The organism is Homoserinimonas sp. (genome assembly GCF_056262345.1).
Map to the genome: position 1 here is coordinate 1 of NZ_JBACFR010000301.1, position 16,538 is coordinate 16,538.

A 16,538-nucleotide genomic window follows, 5' to 3' on the forward strand; every position below is an offset into this window, starting at 1 on the left:
GCCTGCGTGCCATCCCCGGCTTCTCCGACCACGATCATTCCCGGCGTCGCGTCGAGCATGAGTCGAAACCCGTAGCGCACGAGCTCCTGATCGTCGACCAGGAGCACGCGAATATCGTCCTTCACTGTCATTTCTCTTCCCCTCGCAGGCGTGCAACGACCCGCCAGCCACCGCTCTCCTGCGGACCTGCCTCGATCTCACCGTCGTAAAGCGCTACGCGCTCCTGCATCCCCAGCAGCCCGCGCCCCGAATCTGATGACACGAGGACGGGCGCTGACGCATCGCGGACATCAATCGTGACCTCATCGTGCGTCCACGACACCGTCACGCTCACCGACGACACCTCGGTGGCGTGGCGCAGCACATTCGTAAGTGACTCCTGGATTATGCGATAAACCGTGAGACCGAGCGCCGCGTCGGACGACGGCGAACCGGTGACGGCGAGCCGCACCGGAAGCCCCGCGTCCACGAACTGGCGAACGAGGGATGCGAGCTGCGAGGCATCTGGCTGGGGGGCATACTCCGCGATTGTGGCTCCGCCGTCGTGGCGCACCGATCCGAGCAGACGGCGTACCTCACCGAGCGTTCTGCGGCCCGTCTCCGCTACGCGGGCGATGGCCTCTTTCGCTTCGTGTGGGCGCTCATCGAGGGAGGCGTGCGCGCCGTCAGAGATCGTGATCATGACCGTGAGGCTGTGTGCGATGACGTCGTGCATCTCCCGCGCTATCCGCTCCCGCTCTCGGGCACGGGCGGTCTCGGCCTGCTGATCTCTTTCACGAGCAAGCTGGTCGGCGCGGTGCACTAGCTCATTGATGTACCGCCGACGATGACCGACGTTTGTGCCGATCAGCGTCGTGATGAGCAGAATGACCCCGATGACCACGTAGACGTTCGCCCAGTCCTGAACGGAATCCCGGGGAAGCATGGGCGGCTCGAGTCCCAGGATGGGCGGTCCGGCGCTCCCCCGCACCGAGATGGCAAGGGCGCCGAGCGCGCCGCACGCCATCGCGATACCAAAGCAGAGCCAGGCGGTGGCTGCCCGCTGACGCACCCCCACCGTATACATCGCGATCACAGCGAGAAGCGATTCTGCGCCCGACCCCACCGCAAGTGATAGAACCGAAAGCGCCATGGCCGCCGCGAACGCCGCACGAGGAAACCGGCGACGGATGCTCACCGCAGCGATGCCGCCAGCAAGCAGCAGGATCATGGCCGCCAACGGGGTGACGTACGGCGGCTCTGACGAGAGAACCATGAGGCCGACTGCGAGCGCACCATACGTGCCCAGCGTCACGACATCCAGCACCCTCGTCCGCGACATTCTGCGGCGGAGACGGCCGCGAAGCGGCACCCTGACGGAGGTGCCGCTCACGGTGCCGGGCCGCATGTTCAGGCGTCCCCCCGACGCAGTCGAATGGCTCCCAGCACGAGAAAGGCGCCGGCCCAGACCAGAGCGATAATCCAGCCCGCTCCCGGGCTGACAAATCCGTCAACGAGGTCCACGGCCACTCCTAACGTTTCGGACGGGTTGCTCATGGCATCGCCCGCTTTCGACATCGACAAGAGCTGAAGATTGCGCGCCACCTGCGACGCCGGCAGAACAGACAGCACGATCGGCAGCAGCAGCATCAGCGAGATAGCGGTCGCTACGCTCGCGGCGACGCTGCGGAGCAGGCTCCCGATGCCCAACCCGAGAATAGCGGAGAGGCCCACGAATACAGAGGTACCCAGCAATGACAGCGCCACACCGGGAGCGGTCACCCCGATCTCCAGGTCAAAGGCGGCGAACATGGGATAGGTCACGGCCCACGATCCAAACGCAGCGACAGCTACGGAGATCGTCGTCATGCCGAAGAGCACGACAGCCTTGGCACCCAGAACGGGAAGTCGAGTCGGTGTGGCGATCAACGTCGGTTGAATCGTGCCACTGGAATACTCGCCACTGATCACGATGACGCCGAGCACCGCGGCGATGAGCTGACCGAAGAGCACCGTTCCCACAGTGATCTGGTCGAGGACGAATCCGACCGACCGCAGATCGGGCAGTCCGGCGCCTTCAATCGTCATGCCCAGCGCGACACTAACGCCCACCCCGACCACAATGATCGAGACCAGAAGCGCGATGGTGGAGCGCAGGCTCGTCAGCTTGATGAACTCTGATCTCACGACACCAGCGAAGCTGAGTCGCTCGGGTCGGGCAACGAACGTCTGGCGCTTCTTCTCGAGCAGAGTCATCGGTTCTCTCCCATTCTTGGTGAGCCCACGGGTGGTGCGCTCGCCTGTGGTGCGCTCGACGAGCGGTATTCAACGTCTCCTGCGGTTAGCGCGAGATATGCGTCTTCGAGAGAGCCCGAGACTGTAGCAACCTCATGGAGGACAATTCCTGCTGCGGATGCGACAAGAGCGACTTCTTCTGCAGACATTCCCGAAACTTCGAGAGAACCGTCCGCCACAAGCGCTACGCCTACACCGGGAGCAGCAAGCGCCGACATGAGCTCCTGAGACTCTCGAGTGCGAACCTTGACGACAGTCTTGGTTCCTTCGCCGATGACGTCCCCGATCGGGCCGTCGGCAAGTATCTTGCCGCGCCCGATGACGATGAGATGGTCGGCGGTTTGAGCCATCTCGCTCATGAGGTGCGACGACAAGAGCACCGTGCGTCCCTCCTCCGCCAAGCTCTTCATGAGCGTCCTGACCCATCGCACTCCCTCAGGGTCCAAGCCGTTCACGGGCTCGTCAAGGATGATGGTCGCAGGGTCACCGAGCAAGGCGGCGGCGATGCCCAGCCGTTGCCCCATTCCCAGCGAGAATCCGCCGATGCGCTTACCTGCAACAGAGTCGAGCCCGGCCAGCCCCAGCACCTCGCGCACTCGGGCGTTGCCGATGCCGTGCGTCGCGGCGATTGACCGCAGATGGTTGTAGGCAGACCGCCCGGGGTGCGCGGCCTTCGCATCGAGCAGCACCCCCACTTCGCGGAGCGGTGCGCGGTGCTCGTGATAGAGCCGACCGTTGACCCGCACAGTGCCGCCGGTGGGTTGATCGAGGCCCACGATCATCCTCATGGTTGTGGATTTTCCCGCGCCGTTCGGGCCGAGGAACCCTGTTACGTGGCCCGGCCTTACGGTGAAGTCGATCTCGTCAACGACAACTTTGTGTCCGTAGCGCTTGACGAGCGCGTTCGCCGCGATCATGTGTTTTCCTTGTGCATTTGCATAGGAGAAAGCGTAGGAAGGCTGCGCTGGCGGCACATCGGACGACAGTGCAGCATCTGCTCGCGAACCAGTACCTGGGTACCGGTGAGAAAAGACCGGCTCAGCGCACGCGCTGGCAGAACGGGCAGAAGTGCGAGCCGCGGTTCATGAACTGCTCGCGAACGATCAAGCGGCCGCAGCGCGGGCACGCCTTGCCCTGTTGGCCGTAGGCGTTGAGCGAGTGGGCGAAGTACCCTGACTCGCCATTCACGTTCAGGTACTGGGTGTCGAAGCTCGTTCCACCCTCGAGCAGCGCTTTGGCAAGCACGACGCGAACCTCCGCCAGAAGCAGAGTCGCCTTGGCGCGGCTTAGCCGGTCGGTCGGCTGGTCGTAGTGGATGCGGGACGCCCAGAGTGCCTCGTCGGCATAAATGTTGCCGATGCCGCTGATGAGCGATTGGTCGAGGAGCGCACGTTTGACGCCCGTGCGTCGAATGGCGAGGCGCCTGAGAAAGGCACGGTCGTCAAAGAGTGGGTCGAGCGGATCCCGAGCGATGTGCGCGACCTGTACGGGCACGCGCTCATGAGGGGAATCAACAGTGGGTGCGAGCGGACTGATTGCCATCGAACCGAAGATGCGCTGGTCAACAAAGTTCAGCCGCAGCGCACCGTGCACCGGGTGCGAGATGTCGAGCCGGATGCGGGTGAGGCGGTCGTGCGCATCACGGTCTCGCAGCAGTACCTGGCCGCTCATGCCCAGATGGACCACCAGTGCCTCGTCGGGCAGGTTCCCGCCATCAGCCGACAGCGGAAGCCACAGGAACTTGCCTCGTCGGCTGGCCGCAACGAGCGTGCGGCCGGTGAGCCGCTGAACGAAGTCCTCTGACGGCCCGTCATGGCGGCGAAGAGAACGCTCGTCGAACACCTCGACGGCCTCAATGACGGCACCGGTCACTGCGGGGGCAAGCCCAGCACGAACGACCTCTACTTCGGGAAGTTCAGGCACGGCGGATGCGTCAGGCCTTGGCCTGCAGCTGGCTCCAAGCCTCGAGGGCGGCTGCCATTTCTGCCTGCTTCTTGCTGCTGCCGACGCCGGTTGCTGCGGCCTCGCCATCAATCATCACCGTCGCGTGAAACCGCTTGGAGTGATCGGGACCACTATCGGTGATCGCATAGGTGGGGATGCCGCGGTTGAGCCGTGCGGCCAACTCTTGAAGACTCGTCTTAGGGTCCATCGCGGCACCGAAGCGCGCGGAGTCCGCCATCAGCGGCTCGACAAGACGAAGCACAAGTGCAGTTGCCGCGTCGGCCCCTGCACTGAGATAGGTCGCGCCAATGACGGCCTCGACGGTGTCAGCGAGGATCGATGACTTGTCTCGACCGCCCGTGAGCTCCTCGCCTCGACCGAGTCTGATGTAGTCACCGAGCCCGATCGCACGAGCGATCTCTGCAAGCGCGACACTACTAACGAGGCTTGCCCGCCGTTTGGCGAGGTCACCTTCGTCGAGGTCTGGATTGTCAAGGAACAGCTTGACGGTGACGGCCTGCCCGAGGATTGAATCCCCCAGGAACTCGAGACGCTCGTTATGAGCGCCCCCTCCGTGCTCGTACGCGTAGGAGCGGTGAGTCAGCGCGAGCTCGAGAAGATCGAGATCGACGTCAACCGACAACCGCAGAGCGAGGTCGCCCGGCTCCTTAAAGCCGGTCGCCTTCTCACCGCTCACGCGCACATCCGAAGTCTGTGTCCCGAAGGAGCGACTTAAACGTCGGCTACCTTGCGGCCCTTGTACTCCATGTACAGGGGGGTGCCAGCGGAGTCTTCAACAACCTTGGCGCGGTGCGGGAGGCTGTAAACAACCTTGCCGCCCTCGATGGTCTTGACGAGCGTGGGAGGGGTTGCCTTCCACTGAGCGCGACGGGCGCGGGTGCTCGCACGGGACATCTTCCGCTTGGGTACTGCCATGGCTATCTCTTCTCTCTGTCAGCGTCGCCGTCAGGCGCAGCACTGATGACGTCATTGGTGGGGGCCCCGGTCAGGCTGTCGAGTCCGGCAAGCGCCGCCCATCGAGGATCGATGGGTTCTTCATGCTCGTGACCCGGGTTGTCGAGGAGCCGCACCCCACACTGGGGGCACAGGCCGAGGCAATCCTCTTGACACACCGGTTGGAACGGAAGTGACAACACCACCGCATCCCTGATTACCGGTTCAAGATCCACGTGATCATCTTGAACCAGATAGTCGAAGCCTTCTGTCTCAGAGTACGCGAAAACCTCTTGGATTTCGACTTCGACCGGCTCGGTGATCTCGATGAGGCACCGAACGCACTCCCCTGAGGCAGTTGTGTCGACCTCAGCGGTGACCAGGATGCCGTCATGAAGCGACTCGAGACGAACATCCGCCGAGATCGGCGTGCCTTCTTCTACCGCGATGACGGCATTGCCGAAGCGCTCGTTCGCCTTGGTCTCAACAAAGACCTCGCGCATTTCACCGGGTCGGTGCGCGAGATCGAGGATGCTGATCGCCAAGGGAGATTTATTGTGCTGTGCCACCCCATGAGCTTAGCCGTCGTAGCGGGGCGCTTTCTGTTCACTGGCAGAAAACGAGCCGAACGCACCCTAAGAAATGGTGCGGATGATCCTCTCGATCGCACTGCGGGGCCACAGTGCGGCGACTGCGCGGCGCCGCACTGGCACGCTGCGACGCAGACCGCGGATCACCGACCGTGCGTCGGATGCCGCCCCCGGATAGCCCGTGTCGTCGCGCGAGAACTGCTCGCGCTCAACGGCATCGAGCAGTCTGTCGAGCGCCGGTTGCTGCTGGCCCAGCTGGTGGGCAAGAATCTCGGCGTTCTGACGTGGCGTAGTCGCTGACTCAACAGGGACGCCGAGATCACGTGCCGAGCGCACGACCTCATTCCACGCCACGACGGACTCCGCCCTCCGCCGCCGCACCGCGGAGAGCTGCACCGCTCGGACGAGCAGTCTGGCGATGGCCGGAACGAGGGCCAAAAACAGAACAACCGGGATCGCGAGCAACCAGGGCGACAGGCTCGAGTTTGTGGGGCCAGCCTGACCCGTGCCCGGCAGCGCCTCGGCCGGGGCGAGCGGGGTTGTGGGGGCCGCGCTTGGACGAGTCGACGGCACGGGAGCCGCGCTTGGATCCGCCGGGGCAACGTCGTCGAGGGCCTCGGGCTCCGCGTAGTCAGGAACCTCTCCCCTGCCGGTCGTCGGCTCAAACGGAACCCACCCGATCCCGTCGAAATACAGCTCGGGCCAGGCGTGGAGCTCCTTAGAGGTGACCAGCCACGCGGTCTCCCCCTCGTCGAACCCCGTCTCGTCCGACTTTTCTCCGGGCAGAAAGCCCACAGCGACCCTGGCTGGGATTCCCACACTGCGCGCCATAAGCGCCATGGCCGATGCAAAATGAACGCAGTATCCGCTGCCCTCTGCGAGAAAAACGCCGACGACATCGGCGCTGGAGCCGTCGTAGCCCTCACGCACCGGCGCCTTCTCCGAATAGAGGAAGTCGCCGTTGCGCAAGAAATCTTGAATTGCGAGCGCCCGCTCGTAACTCGTGGTCGCATCGACCGTGACGGAAGCGGCTGTTTCGGAGATCACAGCAGGCCACGACGGGTCCACCTGAGCGAGATCTTGATAAGGCTCAGGGACTGAGACTCCGGCATCCTGAAGCTGTTGCGGGGTGGGATCGAGAGAGAGGGATGACACGGAGAACTTCTCCCCGCGCACGCTCCTGCGATCTGCTCTGAGCGCCACGGTGTCGGAATCCCAGGTGGCGGCAGCTTTGAAACCCTCCACCCCGACGGCCGGATACGGCATTGGTACCCACAGACCGCCCAACTCGCGGATGGTGATCGACGTCGTCTCCACGAATCGCGTCACGTCATCAGACAGCCCCGGCGGGGGTGGAACGGCCCCCGATTCAAGGGGCTCTGCGGGTGACGGCACATGGAACCACCCCGAATCGTCAAAGCCCTCGAGCGCCATAAGGCGCAGGTAGCGGGGGGTTCCCGACGTCGTCGAATACTCGAGCGCCTCTCTGACGATGGGTCGCCGCAAATCCTGACCAAGACCCACGATGGGGTTGACCCCCATGCGGATCTCCCCACCTCCCGAGCCCGTCGCGGTGGTGCCAGAGGGAACCGGAGCGAAAAGGGGAACGAGCAGAGCGAAGACGGCCGCTGAGGCGCCGACGGCAACGGCATCCCATGCCCGCCTGCCCCGGAGCGGGCGGCCAGCGGCGAGCAGCCACAGCCACGCAAGACCCGTGAGCAGGAGCCAGCCGAACTCGGCGGATCTGACCACCACCGACGGCGCGATCGCGAGCGCCATGAGCCCGATACCGGCGAGCGCAGGCCGCCGCAGCGAGATGGCCAGCGCATCCAGAAGCACCGCCATGGCGGCGATGCCCGTCACGAGAATGGCGAGCACACCCTCATCGACCTCTGCCGGCGGGATCTGCGCCGATAGCGACTCCGCGCCCAAAGGATAAAGGAGCTCGAGAGCCTGCCCCGTTCGCGTCGTAGGGAGGCCAAGGACCGTGGTCGACGGAACCACGAACAGGGGCACCAGGATCATGGCGACGACGGATCCGACAAGGGTTGGCAGCAGGGCGATGATCGCCCGGTTTGCCGGGCCTGGGCGGGCCACCGATACTCGGGATGCCGAAACGGCACCCAGCGCAGCCCTGGTGCCGCCTGACGCCGCGAGCACAGCGGCGGCAGCACCCGCGCACACGAACCACCACGAGCTGCCTTCGAGCGCCACATGGAGCGCCCCCATCGCCGCCATGAGCGCAACAAAGAGTGCTCCGGTCGCTACCCAGGGCGACGGGCGCCGGGAGACGGCTTCATCGCGCGCCACGCCCACCGCCCCCTGCACGTGAAGCGTCGCTCACACTGAGCCACGCCTGCTCTATGGACATCGAGTCATAAACGATCACACATCGCCAGCCGACCTGTTCCATCACGCGAAGCCGCAGTTCCAGGTCGCTCGGCACGCCCCGCGCTCGCACGAAGAGCACGGCGGCGCCATAGCGCGCACGGCCGGTTGTGAGCGCCGCGACCATCGCTGCGTCGAGATCGGCAACAACCGCGAAAACGACGCCAAGGCCCGACGAGCCGTTCTGCCCCTCCGGGGCCAGCACGATGCCATCGGGTCGCGACTCGTCGGTGAGTTCGACCCGGGCAAGGCCGATGAGCGGATGCACCGCACCGGTCAACTGCGGTCGACCCGATTCGATGATGTTCACGGTGAAGCCCTCGGCATCCAGGTGCGTGACCAGCGATGCCACCATCGAGACCGCCCACTCGAACTCGTCGGAATCGCCCATCTGCAGCAGCAGATCATCCTGATAGGCCACCGCTCTGGTTTCGAGCAGGATGCTCGCTACCGCGTTGCTGCGCTGCTCCTCCTGCCGAACCATGAGCTGGCCGTGATGGGCCGACGCCCTCCAGTGCACTCTGCGGAGGGGGTCCCCGACGCGATAGCCCCGGGTCGTGATGTCGTGTTCCCCACCCACCGAGCGCGGATTGGAGCGCCGCGCAGAGCCATCAGCATCGCTCATGAGAACGCCAGGGCCCGGCAGAGGAACGTGGCGGGGAACCACCGTGATCTCAGTGAGTTCCCCGACCGACACCGCAGCTCTGGCAAAGCCGAACGGGTCTTCGACCCCGAGTCGGAGCGGTCCAACGCCCATATCGCCGCGGTGCGGTGGCACAAAGCTCCACTGGACTCGGCACGAGTCGACCACATCTCCTCTCCGTCCCCTCAGCTCAGGCAGCACCCCCTCTGGGCTAACCCCGGTGCCGGTGGCGCTGCCATCCGACCAGGTGACGGTGCCCGTCGCCCGCGGCGAGAGATTGACGATATCCACCGCGACCGAGACCGGGTTGCCCACCATGGGCTGCCCGCCGCCGAACGTACGATGAACGCTCAGCACCGGTCGGCGGTGATGGGCGGAGAAAAGCGAGAACACGACGGCACCGACAAGAAAAGAGCCGACGAGGAGAAACGCGTCGATCCCGGTGGAATAAGCCGCAATTATGCACGCCACGGCCGCCGCAACGACCGCCCGGCCCCTGCCGGTGAGATCGAGTCTGCGGCGGCGGCCCATGCGACTACCGGGGAGCTTCTGCCGAAACGCCCAGCGGAACGGGAGTCGCGGCAAGAATTCGGCGGATGATGGCGTCGATCCCCTCACTCGATGCCCCGCCCGCAGCACGGCCAGCAGCGATGAGGCGGTGACTCAGCACGGGAACCACTAGCGCATCGATATCGTCTGGCAAGACAAAATCGCGCCCGTCGAGCGCCGCCCGCGCCTTGGCTGCCCGCACCAGTTGGAGCGTGGCACGAGGGCTAGCCCCCAGCCGCAATTCGGCGTCAACTCGTGTGGCCTGGGCGATCGCGACGGCGTAGCGCTCCACGGCCGTCGAGACGTAGATGTCGCGCACCGTGGCGATCATGTCGTTGAGCTGCTCCAGGCTCACGACGGGGTTCAGCCGCTCGAGCGGGCTCGACGACTCACGCGTTCGCAGCATCGCCTGCTCCGCCAGCGCATCGGGATACCCCATGGAAATGCGCACCATAAAACGATCGCGCTGCGCCTCGGGCAGAGGGTACGTTCCCTCCATTTCGATGGGGTTCTGCGTTGCCACGACGGTGAAAGGCAGATCGAGCCGATGGGTGCGGCCATCGACCGTGACCTGGCGCTCCTCCATGCTCTCGAGCAGAGCCGACTGGGTTTTGGGGCTCGCCCGGTTTATCTCGTCGCCGATCACCAGATTCGCAAAGATAGGGCCCGGCGTGAACTCAAACCCGCCGACGCCCTGGTTGTAGATCGAGACGCCCGTGATGTCTGAGGGCAAGAGATCGGGGGTGAACTGGATGCGGTTGACCGTGCAATCGACCGAGCGGGCTAGTGCCCGCGCCAGCATGGTCTTGCCGACCCCCGGCACATCCTCAATAAGCAGGTGCCCCTCGGCCAGAAGTGTCGTAAGCGCAAGCTCGACAGCGTCGCGCTTGCCGTCGATAACCGTCTCGATGGCAGCGACAATCGCCCTACTGAGAGAGTGGAAATCGCCGATCGGTAGTGGCGCGGCGTCGTTCGTCATCGAGCATCACCTCATCTTCTGCAGGCGAGTCTTTCAGATGAACGACGCGAGCGCACCACCCGGGACGAACCCGACCGATCGGCGACCCAGCGCAGCCTATTTGACGGCCGCTGCAGCCTGAGAAAGTGTTGTGACATAGCTGTCCAGGCCCCAGGTGAGCGAGAGCGCGGTGGGCGGCGAAACTGCAGCGATCAGGTCGACTCCGATGATGTTGGCGACGGCACCGGCGGCCACGGCGGGGATCGCCTGCGCATAGGGCTGGGCCAGGAACGCATCGGCGTCGGCTTGGGTGTCGGCGAAGTTCACGAGGATGTCGCTCTCGAGCTGGTCGAGCTGCTCGTAGCTCAGCGTGTAGTAGAAGGTCGACTCTCCGTTGGCGAGTTCATCGACCGCCGGGGCGTTCTCGAGTCCGAGCCCGAACAAGAAGCTCACCCGCGGGTCGGCCGCCCGGTAGACATAAAAAGTGCCCGCGACATCCCACACCGCCGCTACGGTCTTGCCCTGCAGCTCGGGGTTAGCCGCGGCAGCGTCGGCGATAACGCCGTCGATGTCGGTGAGAACCTCGGCCGCCTCATCGGACTTGCCGAGGGCTTCACCCACGATGGAGATGACATCCTGCCACGGCGTAGTCCAGGCCTCTTCAGGGTAAGCAACGGTCGGCGCGATGTCGCTGAGCAGCTCATACTGCTCCTCGGTGATGCCCGAGTAGGGGGCGAGGATGAGATCGGGCTCGAGAGCCAGGATGTCCTCGTATGCCGGCGCCTCATCCGTCGCCGGAATCATCGTGGGCTTATCCGCGCCCATCTCGTCGAGCTTCTCAGCGATCCATGGCAGAAGTCCGTCGTCGTTGGCGCCATATGTCTGGGTCTCCATTCCGACAGGAACGACATCGAGTGCCAGCGCGGCGTCAGCGCTGCCCCATCCGAGAGTGACGACCCTCTCTGGGTTTGCGGGGACCGTGGTTTCGCCGAACGCATGCTCGATGGTTGCCCCCTCTGCCGCGCTCTGCTCGTCCGGGGACGAGCAACCCACGAGCACGATGGCTGCGGCGATGACGACGGCGAGTGCTGATTTCTTTTTCACTGGATCTCCTGAATAGACGCGGTTACGGCACTAGGTGGGGTCAGGCGGCGCGGGATTGCCGCGATGATGCGGCGATGAGCCACAGAAGATAGGGGGCACCGATGATGGCGGTGATGACTCCGGCGGGCACCGAAGCCCCCGGGATGAGGTGGGTGCCGAGCAGGTCGGCCGTCAGCACGACGGTTGCGCCGACCAGGGCTGAGGGCACGAGCGCGAGCGCCCCTCCCCCGACGAGTCGACGAGCAATGGGCGCAGAAACAAAGGCGACGAAAGCGATGGGCCCGGCAAAGGCGACGGCGACAGCCGTCATCGCTACCGCGACCGCGAGCACCCCCTGCCGCGTTCGGTGAACCGAGACGCCCAGGCTGGCGGCAACGTCGTCTCCGAGCTGCAGCATGCTCAGTTGCGGGGCAAGGATGGCCACCAGCGGAAGGAGAACGGCGAGCACAATTGCGAGCACCGCGATGCCCTGCCACTCTGCGCCACCGAGCCCCCCGACCATCCACGTGAGGGCCTGCGAGGCCTCGCGAACATCCCCTCGAGAGAGCAGATAGCCGAGCACCGACTGAGCCATGAAGGCGAAGCCGACGCCGATGAGCACAAACCGCATGCCCGTGATGCCGCCGCGGTACGAGAGCGAATAAATAGCCAGCGCCACGATGACCGCACCCACGAACGCGAGCAGCGAGACCATGGCACCGCTGACACCAAGAATCAGGATGCCGAACGCTGCGGCAACGCTGGCCCCGCCGCTGATGCCAATGATGTCGGGGCTCGCGAGCGGGTTACGCAGGAGCGTCTGAAACAGCGCCCCGGCAATTCCGAACGCTGCGCCGACGAGGATTCCGAGCACGCTCGCGGGGAGTCGAAGCCGGAACAGCACGAACTCTTCTGCGCGCTCACCCTGGCCGAACAGGGTTGCGAGGATGCGGGAGGGCTCGATCGAGAACGAACCGTTCGAGAGGCCGACAACCGTGAGCACAAGAATCACCACCACGAGCACGAGGCTGACGATCGCTGCGCGGCGCCGGGTGATGCTTCTGGCCGTCTGCGTTCTCGGCTGGGCATCGGTGGCCGCAGAAGAGCGCCCGGTCATAAAGCGCCCGGTCATAGGGCGCCCGGTCATAGGGCGCCCACCTTGAGTCTGCGCACGACGGCGATCATGACCGGTGCCCCGACTGCGGCCACCACAAGCCCCGCTTCGAGCTCGCCCGTGCCGAGAATGACCCGGCCGATGACATCGGCCAGCAAGAGCAACACGGGCCCGAGAACGAGCGAGAAGGCGAGAATCCAGCGGTAGTCGGGCCCCGTTATTGCCCTGACCGCGTGGGGAATCACAAGCCCGATGAAGACGATGGGGCCTGCGAGCGCCGTCGCCGAACCGCACAGAACTACGACCGCAACGGCCGCGGCGGTGCGAGACAGGAGCGGATTGTCGCCGAGCCCGCGCGCCAGCTCTTCGCCAAACGCGAGCAGATTGAGGGTTCTCCCGAGCAACAGTGCGAGCACGAGGCCTGCGGCCACGAACGGCCACAGGAGCTCAAAAGTATCGAGGCCGCGCCCGGCAAGCGAGCCCACCTGCCAGAAACGGTAAGCGTTGAGGGTCTCGGAGTCGCTGATGAGCATAAGGGTCACGAACGACGTGGCGATGGCCGTGACCGCCGTTCCCGCCAGGGCAAGCTTGACGGGAGTGGCACCGTAACGCCCGAACGAACCGACCGCATAGACGACAATGGCCGCGACCGCAGCACCGGCAAACGCAAACCACACGAATCCGAGCGGGGCCGTAACCCCGAACACGGCGATCGCGATGACGACAAACACCGACGCTCCGGCATTGACGCCCAGCAGGCCGGGATCTGCGAGGGGGTTGCGAGTGATGCCCTGCATGATGGCGCCGGCAACGGCGAGCGCCGCCCCCGCCGCGAGGCCGATGAGCGTGCGGGGCACGCGCAGATCACGCACGATCATGTGCACGTGGTCATCAGCATTCGGCGCGAAGAGCGCCTGCACGACATCGCCGAAAGGAATGGCGCGGTTGCCTATGGCCAGGCTGAGCCAGACCGCGATCACCAGCAGCACAACAGAGGCGGCGAGACCGACGATGCGGCGGGTTCGCCTCGCGCCCGACGCAGACCTGTGCTGCTCACGCGACCGCCGTTCGGCGCTCTGGGGTGCGCCCGCCTTGGCCGAGCGGATTGCGTTTGCGGCCACTACTGCAACTCGGCTTTGCCGAGCCTCCAGTAGCCCATGAATGCGATGCGCTTGCGGTCGATTCCGGTCTCACTGACCAAGAACCGCCGCAGGGACTTGATGGCGGATGATTCGCCCGCGAGCCAGCCATAGAATCCGGAATCGGCCGTGGCGGGAGACTCCCAGAGCATTTCGGAGTCGACATCGATCTCGCTGACCTGCTGAGCGGTGGATGCGAGCGCTGGGCGGACGATGTCGGCGTTGGTCGCGATCCACCCCCTCACGGCTTCGGTGAGGCGCTGGCCGTGCGGGGAGTCCCCTCGGGGGATCCAGGTGATCTCTACTCCGTCGCGCAGCTGAAGGGGAAGCGCATCGTCGCGCTCGGGGATCTCGACAAAGGCGCGTGCGCGGCGCCCCTGCGGAAGCGTTTCGAGAATCGAGCAGATTGCTGGTGCTGCCGTCTCGTCGCCGATAAGTAGGTGCTCCGTTGCCTCGCCGGGGTGCCAGTCGATGCCCACCCCGGAGTCGATGCTCTGGGCGTCGGGGCCGACGAGGATGATTTCGTCGTCGACGGTGGCGCGGGAGAGCCAGCGCGATGCCGGTCCCCCACCCTCAGCATGAAAGACCATGTCGATGTCGACCTCGGCCAGTTCTGGCCGAACCGCGCGCACCGTGTAGGTGCGGAACGGTGATCGCAATTCGTCGGGCAGCTCGCGCCAGATGGAGTACCAGGTGCCCGCCGCTATCACGTCGGCGTCGTCGGCACCGATGTTGCTGAGGTTACCGGCGGCAGGCCCCGTCTCGATGGGGAACACGAGCTTGACCCGCTGGTCGAGTCCGTCCGTGCCGAACGTCGTCAGCTCCGCGCCGCCCAGGGTTACCCGAACGAAATGCGGGCTGAGCTTGTGCATCCGCCGCACCGCGACGCGGTAGGGGCGGTAGGAGGGCCTGGCGTCCCTGATGATCGCCGGCTGCGAGGTAAGCATTACCTAAGTATGGCATGCCTTACCTAACGAGCGGCGGATAAATTTGCCGCTTACGGGTTCTGAAGCAGATCCGCGACCGCACGAGGAACATACGGGCTGATGTCTCCGCCGAGCGAAGCCACCTGACGCACGAGCGAGCTCGAGACGTGGGCATGGCCGGGATCCGGCAGCAAGAACACTGTTTCGACGCCGGCGAGGTTGCGGTTGACGATCGCCATAGGAGTTTCGTAGGCAACATCCACCTGCGAGCGCACGCCCTTGACCAGAACGCTTGCCCCGACATCCGTGCAGTAGTCCACCAGCAGGCCCACCATCCACGACGTCACGCGAATGTTGGTGGGCAGCCCGGCATCGGCGATGGAGCGCTCAAGCAACTGGATGCGCTGAGCCACGGGCAGCAGCGCTGACTTGTCTGGGTTATGCACGACGAGAACGTGAAGTTCGTCGAACATGCGCGCGGCACGATCGATAACGTCGAGATGCCCGAGGGTGACGGGGTCGAACGAACCTGGGACGACGGCGATCCTGCTCATGGACAAACCCTATAGGTCAGAAGCACCCCGCACACTCGCTAACTTTGTTCGCCGCTAGGACCTGGCGAGAAATTCCCGGGCGTCGTCATCGAGTCGACGATCGAGCGCCTCCCGCAGAGCAGGGCTGTCGACGAGCCCAGGGTCGGCCTCCAACACACTCGCGGCAACCTCCCTGGCCGCTGAAATAAGGGCGCCATCCTTGGCCACGCGCAGCAGACGCAGGCTCGATCGCCCACCGGACTGCACGCTGCCCAGAACATCGCCCTCCTGGCGCAGCTCCAGATCTTTCTGCGCGAGTTCGAAACCGTCGAGGGTCGACGCCACAGCCTCGACCCGGTCGCGGGCGAGAGTTCCCTCCTCCGCGCGCGTAACCATAAGACACAATCCGGGAACACCGCCCCGGCCAACTCGACCCCGCAGCTGATGCAGCTGCGAAACCCCAAACCGATCGGCATCCAGAATCACCATGGCCGAAGCGTTGGGCACGTCGACCCCGACCTCGATCACGGTCGTCGCCACCAGAACATCCAGCTCCCCCGCCGCAAACGCCCTCATCGTGGCGTCCTTGATCTCCCCCGGCATACGGCCGTGCAGGATGCCGATGCGGGCACCCGCGAGATCGGGGTTCTGCGCGAGTTCCGCAGCAACCTCGGTGACGGTTGCAGGCTTGACCGCGACCTCAGATTTCTCGGCCTCTTCGCCGTCGTCCTCTTCACCCAGCTTGGGATCGATCGCCGAGCACACAACGAAGGCCTGACGCCCCTTAGCCACCTCCTCGGCGACGCGCTGCCACACTCGCACGCTCCACGACGGCTTCTCGGCGAGGGGAACCACGAATGATTCGATCGGGATGCGACCAGAGGGCAGCTGCGCGATCGTAGAAACATCGAGGTCGCCGAACACCGTCATGGCGACCGTGCGCGGAATCGGGGTCGCCGTCAGCACGAGCACATGCGGCGGAATGGAGCCCTTGCGCCTCAGCGCCTCGCGCTGCTCAACGCCGAAGCGGTGCTGCTCGTCGACGACGACCAGCCCCAGATCGAAGAACTCAACCGAGCCGCTCATGAGCGCGTGCGTTCCCACGACAATGTGCGCGCTGCCCGAGACGGCGGCCAGCGTGGACTTTCGCCGGTCAGCGACGGGCTGCTGGCCTGTGATGAGGGTGGGGCGCAACTGGGCCGCGAGATCGGGGCCGAGCGACGCAACGATTGACCGCAGATGCTGCCCCGCCAAAACCTCGGTCGGCGCCAGCAGAGCTGACTGCCCGCCAGAATCGGCGACCGCGAGCATCGCGCGCAAGGCGACAAGCGTCTTGCCGGAGCCCACCTCGCCCTGCACGAGCCGATTCATCGGAACCGGCTCGGCGATATCAGAGGCGATCTGCGCACCGACCGTCTTCTGATCATCCGTGAGAGTGAACGG

16 protein-coding genes are annotated in these 16,538 nt (G+C 65.1%); all 16 read right to left on the reverse strand.

The genetic code is table 11. The annotated features are described in order from the left end of the window. Positions 1-127: 127 nt before the first annotated feature. Positions 128-1,387, reverse strand: a complete 1,260-nt coding sequence (locus tag AC062T_RS13625; RefSeq protein ID WP_476030901.1) for a sensor histidine kinase — start codon at positions 1,385-1,387, stop codon at positions 128-130. 2 nt (positions 1,388-1,389) lie between these two features. Further along, positions 1,390-2,235 (reverse strand): ABC transporter permease, encoded by an 846-nt coding sequence (locus AC062T_RS13630; protein ID WP_476030903.1) that lies wholly within the window; start codon positions 2,233-2,235, stop codon positions 1,390-1,392. Next, positions 2,232-3,191, reverse strand: a complete 960-nt coding sequence (locus AC062T_RS13635; protein ID WP_476030905.1) for an ABC transporter ATP-binding protein — start codon at positions 3,189-3,191, stop codon at positions 2,232-2,234. The genes AC062T_RS13630 and AC062T_RS13635 overlap by 4 nt, the downstream gene beginning before the upstream one ends. A gap of 121 nt (positions 3,192-3,312) precedes the next feature. Then, complete coding sequence (mutM, locus tag AC062T_RS13640; RefSeq protein ID WP_476030907.1) at positions 3,313-4,197, reverse strand: bifunctional DNA-formamidopyrimidine glycosylase/DNA-(apurinic or apyrimidinic site) lyase; 885 nt, start codon at positions 4,195-4,197, stop codon at positions 3,313-3,315. A gap of 10 nt (positions 4,198-4,207) precedes the next feature. Further along, positions 4,208-4,915, reverse strand: a complete 708-nt coding sequence (rnc, locus tag AC062T_RS13645; RefSeq protein WP_476030909.1) for a ribonuclease III — start codon at positions 4,913-4,915, stop codon at positions 4,208-4,210. Between the two features lie 35 nt (positions 4,916-4,950). Continuing rightward, entirely contained in the window at positions 4,951-5,154 is a 204-nt protein-coding gene (gene rpmF / locus AC062T_RS13650; protein ID WP_108517177.1) for a 50S ribosomal protein L32, read from the reverse strand. A gap of 2 nt (positions 5,155-5,156) precedes the next feature. After that, positions 5,157-5,741, reverse strand: coding sequence for a YceD family protein (locus tag AC062T_RS13655; protein ID WP_476030911.1), 585 nt, complete (start codon positions 5,739-5,741; stop codon positions 5,157-5,159). Positions 5,742-5,807: 66 nt separating this feature from the next. Beyond that, on the reverse strand, positions 5,808-8,072 hold the full coding sequence (locus AC062T_RS13660) for a transglutaminase TgpA family protein (RefSeq protein ID WP_476030913.1): 2,265 nt from the start codon (positions 8,070-8,072) through the stop codon (positions 5,808-5,810). Beyond that, positions 8,059-9,324, reverse strand: coding sequence for a DUF58 domain-containing protein (locus tag AC062T_RS13665; RefSeq protein ID WP_476030915.1), 1,266 nt, complete (start codon positions 9,322-9,324; stop codon positions 8,059-8,061). Before AC062T_RS13665 ends, AC062T_RS13660 begins: the two co-directional genes overlap by 14 nt. A 4-nt stretch (positions 9,325-9,328) precedes the next feature. Next, the gene (locus tag AC062T_RS13670; protein ID WP_476030917.1) at positions 9,329-10,321 is read right to left on the reverse strand and encodes an AAA family ATPase; all 993 of its coding nucleotides are present in this window, start codon (positions 10,319-10,321) and stop codon (positions 9,329-9,331) included. 96 nt (positions 10,322-10,417) lie between these two features. Then, positions 10,418-11,404 (reverse strand): iron-siderophore ABC transporter substrate-binding protein, encoded by a 987-nt coding sequence (locus AC062T_RS13675; protein ID WP_476030919.1) that lies wholly within the window; start codon positions 11,402-11,404, stop codon positions 10,418-10,420. A 40-nt stretch (positions 11,405-11,444) separates the two neighbouring features. Further along, positions 11,445-12,530, reverse strand: coding sequence for a FecCD family ABC transporter permease (locus AC062T_RS13680; RefSeq protein WP_476030921.1), 1,086 nt, complete (start codon positions 12,528-12,530; stop codon positions 11,445-11,447). Then, positions 12,527-13,618 carry a FecCD family ABC transporter permease gene (locus AC062T_RS13685; RefSeq protein WP_476030923.1) on the reverse strand — a complete coding sequence of 364 codons (1,092 nt, stop codon included), beginning with the start codon at positions 13,616-13,618 and terminating at the stop codon, positions 12,527-12,529. The genes AC062T_RS13680 and AC062T_RS13685 overlap by 4 nt, the downstream gene beginning before the upstream one ends. Then, positions 13,618-14,583 carry a siderophore-interacting protein gene (locus tag AC062T_RS13690; RefSeq protein WP_476030925.1) on the reverse strand — a complete coding sequence of 322 codons (966 nt, stop codon included), beginning with the start codon at positions 14,581-14,583 and terminating at the stop codon, positions 13,618-13,620. Before AC062T_RS13690 ends, AC062T_RS13685 begins: the two co-directional genes overlap by 1 nt. Before the next feature lie 50 nt (positions 14,584-14,633). Then, the gene (gene coaD, locus AC062T_RS13695; RefSeq protein ID WP_108517189.1) at positions 14,634-15,116 is read right to left on the reverse strand and encodes a pantetheine-phosphate adenylyltransferase; all 483 of its coding nucleotides are present in this window, start codon (positions 15,114-15,116) and stop codon (positions 14,634-14,636) included. A 54-nt stretch (positions 15,117-15,170) separates the two neighbouring features. Further along, a partial coding sequence (locus AC062T_RS13700; RefSeq protein ID WP_476030927.1) for an ATP-dependent DNA helicase RecG occupies positions 15,171-16,538 on the reverse strand: 1,368 nt, incomplete at its 5' end.